This is a genomic window from Acinetobacter sichuanensis, from assembly GCF_003024515.2.
Classification (GTDB): Bacteria; Pseudomonadota; Gammaproteobacteria; order Pseudomonadales; family Moraxellaceae; genus Acinetobacter; species Acinetobacter sichuanensis.
Window position 1 is genome coordinate 1 of sequence record NZ_PYIX02000217.1, and the last position, 585, is coordinate 585.

Sequence of the window (585 nt, forward strand, 5' to 3'; positions counted from 1 at the left end):
CCCTTGACGATTCAACAAATCACGCATCATACGACTGCCTGCAAAAGGATATTGCATATGTAATTCATCAATACATCGCATCAGCTTCAGATCTGATGAGCTAACAGGTTTTGGGCGATAATAATAACAACCACGAGAGACTTTCAGTAACTTAGCTTGTTTAGATACTGAAATCTGAAGTGAGTGATCGATTAACTTTTGTGGTTGAAGCGGCCCAGTTTCTTCAACACACCTTCTAAAAAATCAATTTCTAATGCCTGCTCACCGATTTTTGCATGTAACTTTTTAAGATCAATGGGAGGTTCTGATGGAGCTTTTGATTGATCGAAAGCTTGTGAGGAAGCTGAGATCAATTGATTTTTCCAGTCAATAATTTGGTTTTGATGAACATCAAACTCAGAACTCAATTCAGCAAGTGTTTTTTCTGCTTTGATCGCAGCAAGTGCTACCTTAGCCTTAAAGTCGTTTGAATGATTTCTTCTTGGTCTACGTGCCATAAAATACTCCATATATTGATGTTTATAACATCATTTGAGGAGCAGAGTATCACTTATAGGAGTTGTTCAAATTTCCGGATCCATCTCT

General features: G+C 37.6%; 1 pseudogene. It reads right to left on the reverse strand.

The annotated features are described in order from the left end of the window. Positions 1-509 (reverse strand): annotated as a pseudogene (locus C9E89_RS23115) (IS3 family transposase); the annotation flags it as partial. Positions 510-585 lie beyond the last annotated feature (76 nt).